We start from the raw sequence: 4,522 nt of genomic DNA, 5'->3' as shown, positions 1-4,522 counted from the left end.
TGCCTACCCAGGGCGTTAATAACGGCATTAAAGTGCGTTATGCCATTTCGGTAAATAACGACAAACCGCAGGTAATTAACATTTCTCCGGCTTCAGAAAATAATATCTGGAAACAGAATGTATTACAGGGTTACGCTTCGGGCATAACCAAACACGAGATTAATAAAACAGGTAAATCGACTGTGAAAATTTATATGCTCGATCCGGGCTTAGTAGTTAACCAGTTGGAAATACAATAAATATGATGAAGAAACTTTTAGCTTTTGTCCTATCCTTAGTTTTTATACTTGCCATCGCCAGGGCACAAAACATTGGCGATTATAAATCTGGTTTTAAGAAAACGGGCAATACCATTTCATTTTTAACCACAAAGGGAGAAGTGAAATTGGAGTTCTGTACACCAGAAATCTTCAGGATCAGAACCAGTTGGAACGGTAAGTTCGAAGCCAACGAAAACCTGATGGTGATTAATTACAACTGGGCTAATGTAGTGGTTAAAGTTTCAGATAAAAAAGATCATTTCTTGCTTGCCACCTCAAAATTGGTGATTAAATTATACAAAGCGCCTTTCAGGATTGATGTTTTTGACGTCAAAGGTAAATTGCTGAGCAGCGAAGTCAATGGATCAGTAAATAAAGAAAATACGCAGGTTGGGGTAACTAAAAAGCTGCAGGCCGACGAGCATTTCTTTGGTTTTGGCGAGCGCATGGATTTTATGGATCGCCGCTTTAAAAAAGTAATGTTAAATGTTGGGCGTGGAAAAGGTTTGCCGCATGCCATTGGTGCTTATAATATACTGGAAGCCAATTATTGTCCGGTTCCGTTTTTTATGAGTACAAAAGGTTATGGTATTTTTCTGCATAATTCTTTTGCTACCGAATGGGATATGGGCGCTTCTAAAAAAGATCAGTACAGTTTTAAAGCCGCTGATGGAGAATTGGATTATTATTTCATGTACGGGCCAACTTTTCCAGCTATTTTAGATCATTATACCAGTATTACAGGCAAATCGCCGATGTTGCCACAGTTTGCTTTAGGCTTACATGCAGGTACGTACAGTGGTGGTACATGGGGCCATGAGGCACAAACTTCAGATCATTATGTGGTTGAGCTGGCAAAAAAATACCGGTCGTTAGGTATTCCGGTTGATCTGCTTTGGTTAGATTCTACCTGGCGTTTATTTGGTGAAAATGGAGGTAAAGGTGCAACTTCTTTCGAATGGAGAGAAACCTTTAAAGATCCAAAATCAATGTTCGATAGCCTTTATGCCCTGAACTATAAAATGGTTGGATTGCACCTGCGTCCACGGTTTGATAATGCCAAAAAGTTAAACCTGTTAGATCAGGCCAGAGCGCAGGGTTATACTTATCCCGAAAATGGTAAACCCGGCGAATTTGTAAACTTTTTCGATGAGAAGGCTACGCAATGGTGGTGGGATAATGGCGTGATGCGGGTAGCAAAATTGGGGGCAAAATTTCTGAAAACTGATGAAGGAAGTGCGTTTGGATCATTGGCAAATGAGAGTGAAAAAGTTGGTCCGACAGGAAAAGATGCAGAACGTTTGCACAATCTTTTTCCAATAGCCTATGCCAAAGCACCGTTTTTGGAGTTCGAAAAGTTTAATGGTTTTAGGGGATTAAATCAAACCCGGGAAGGTTATTCGGGCATTCAACGTTATCCATATATTTTTGCACAGTATATGTTTGGCGACAATTTAATGGTTGCCCCGGTAACCACCAAAGGCGCCATTACCCGTTCGGTTTATTTACCGGAAGGTACCTGGTTTAACTACTGGACAAACGAAAAATACGAAGGCAAAAGTTATCACCATGTGGTAGCACCTTTAGATACCATTCCTTTGTTTGTAAAGGCGGGAAGCATTATTCCGATGCAGCCAGAAATGGCCTACAGTGGCGAAAAACCAGTTGATGTGATTACCCTGGATGTTTTTCCTTATGGAGCATCTAAATATGATATGTACGAAGACGACAATTTAAGCGCTGCATACAAAACAGGGAACTTTGCATTAACCAAGATTACTTCCTCATTAACAGCATCGGATTTAACGCTGAAAGTGGCTAAACCAACAGGTAGTTTTAAGCCAACTAAACATAAATATCTGGCTAAAATACATTGGATAGTAAAGGCAGATCCCAGTGTTGTTTCAGAAAATGGTACTAAATTAAAAGTTTTAAAAACACCAGATCAATTGGATAAAACTGAAGGCTGGTTTTATGATATAAAAAATAAGATACTTTGGATCAAATCAACTGGAGATAATAGTGCTGATTTGAGCTTTGTAGTGAATTAATGGATGGTTCGTGGAGACACGAACCACGGAGATTTGTCATTCTGAACGCAGTGAAGAATCTAAGAAATAGAACACAGGTTTAGCTAAAAAACTGAACCAGAATGTAAATGAAGAACTCAGTTTAAGTGCTTATCGGTTCGGGATTCTTCACTGCGTTCAGAATGACAGTACTAATAGTTGAAATCCTTAAAAAAATAAAATTGAAAACATGAAAATTGCATTCAAAATGAAACTTAAACCAGGTTTTGAAACAGAATATAAAAAGCGCCATGATGAGATCTGGCCAGAGTTATCTACTTTATTAAAGGAAAATGGGATCAGCGATTATTCTATCTTTTTAGATGAAGAAACCAATACACTTTTTGCGGTGCAACAACAAAACGGAAATTCCTCGCAAGATTTAGGCAGTACCCAGATTGTGCAAAAATGGTGGGCATACATGGCCGATATTATGGAAACCAATGCCGATAATTCTCCAAAAACATTCCCTTTAGAAATGGTATTCCATTTAGATTAAATTTATGCAATTACAACGATTCTTTTCTGTTCTGCTACTTAGTGCATTAATTTTTAGTTTGGCTAAAGCACAAAAGCCTGTAAAAAATACCAGCAGTTGGCCTGTTATTGAAAAGCAGATGAAACCCTGGACACGTTGGTGGTGGATGGGAAATGCTGTAGACGAACAGAATTTGAACCTGGTTTTAAAGAAATACGCAGATGCTGGTCTTGGCGGTGTAGAAATTACACCAATTTATGGCGCCAAGGGTTTTGAAAAGCAATATTTACAGTTTTTATCGCCAGAGTGGGTGAATATATTGCACCATACGGTTAATAAAGCCAATACTTTAGGCTTGGGTGTTGATATGAACACCGGTACGGGCTGGCCATTTGGCGGTCCGCAGATTAAGCCCGAAAACGCTGCTACCAAACTGATTACCCAACAATATAAACTCAAGGGGGGAGAGAAGTTAACAGAAACCATTAAAGTTAAAGAAGCGAAACAGGATTTCGCGCAGTTACAGGCTTTGACGGCTTACGGTAATAATGGTGAGGTGCTCAACCTGCTTTCTAAAGTTCAGGCAGATGGAACTTTAAATTGGTCGCCTGGTAGTGGGAGTTGGGATATTTATGCTGCTTTTGCAGGTAAAACCAGCCAAATGGTTAAACGTGCAGCACCTGGAGGTGAAGGTTTTACTTTAGATCACCTCGATAAAAATGCAGTTGATGTTTACCTGAAAAGATTTTCGGATGCTTTTGGAGATAAACCACAAGGTATTCGGTCGTTTTTTAACGATAGTTATGAAGTTTATGGTGCAACATGGACACCAACTTTCTTTCAGGAATTTAAGAAAAACAGGGGCTACGATCTGTCCTCTCATATTAAAGAATTAACCAGTAAAGATTCTACAAATGCAAATATTGCCCGTTTAAAATCTGATTATCGCGAAACTATGGATGAACTTTTGCTCCATAATTTTACGCAAAACTGGACCAATTGGGCGCATCAGCTTAAATCGGCAACCAAAAACCAGTCGCATGGTTCGCCGGGCAATCTGCTCGATCTTTATGGAGCGGTTGATATTCCTGAAACGGAAACCTTTGGTTCAAGTTACTTCCCGATTCCAGGTCTTAGGCGTGATGCTGGGGATATCCGCAACGTAGATCCTGATCCGATAATGAGCAAATTTGCATCATCTGCGGCACATACAGGCGGTAAAAAACTGGCATCTTCTGAAACGTTTACCTGGCTAACCGAGCATTTTAAAACTTCATTTTCGCAATGTAAACCAGAAGCAGAACAATTGTTCCTGGCAGGAATCAATCATATTTTTTATCATGGAACCACCAATTCGCCGGCAAATGTTTCCTGGCCGGGATGGCTGTTTTATGCCTCGGTAGAAATGAATCCGAACAACAGTTTATGGCCACAGGCACAAGGATTAAACAATTATATAGCCCGTTGTCAGTCCATTCTTCAATCGGGAACTCCTGACAACGAACTTTTGATCTATTGGCCAATTTATGATGTATGGAACAAGGCTAAAGGTTTAGATATGGCCTTAAAAGTACATGATGTTGATGAATGGTTACACCCAACGGCTTTTTATAAACTATCAAAAGAACTTTCTAAATCGGGTTATTCTTTTGATTTTGCATCTGATCGACTGTTAAAGCAATCAACGGTTAACAAAGCATTGATCAGTACCAACG

4 protein-coding genes are annotated in these 4,522 nt (G+C 39.6%); all 4 read left to right on the top strand.

Annotated elements, in window-relative coordinates; genetic code table 11:
- Nucleotides 1-239 (top strand): hypothetical protein (locus tag AC1DND_RS24745; RefSeq protein ID WP_477585214.1); only part of this gene is annotated, 239 nt, incomplete at its 5' end.
- Between the two features lie 2 nt (nt 240-241).
- Nucleotides 242-2,311 (top strand): glycoside hydrolase family 31 protein, encoded by a 2,070-nt coding sequence (locus AC1DND_RS24740; RefSeq protein ID WP_477585213.1) that lies wholly within the window; start codon nt 242-244, stop codon nt 2,309-2,311.
- Between the two features lie 208 nt (nt 2,312-2,519).
- The gene (gene rhaM, locus AC1DND_RS24735) at nt 2,520-2,828 is read left to right on the top strand and encodes an L-rhamnose mutarotase (protein ID WP_477585212.1); all 309 of its coding nucleotides are present in this window, start codon (nt 2,520-2,522) and stop codon (nt 2,826-2,828) included.
- 4 nt (nt 2,829-2,832) lie between these two features.
- Nucleotides 2,833-4,522: glycosyl hydrolase (locus AC1DND_RS24730; protein WP_477585211.1), on the top strand; the 1,690-nt coding region annotated here is incomplete at its 3' end.

It is taken from the genome of Pedobacter sp. 01N416, from assembly GCF_056399685.1.
The sequence above is the reverse complement of the archived record's forward strand: the minus strand, read 5'-3'. Positions and strand labels throughout refer to the sequence as shown.

Bases quoted from the DNA above. Each gene is read 5' to 3' on its own strand.
- AC1DND_RS24740 (WP_477585213.1), top strand. From the start codon at position 242: ATGATGAAGAAACTTTTAGCTTTTGTCCTATCCTTAGTTTTTATACTT.
- rhaM (WP_477585212.1), top strand. From the start codon at position 2,520: ATGAAAATTGCATTCAAAATGAAACTTAAACCAGGTTTTGAAACAGAA.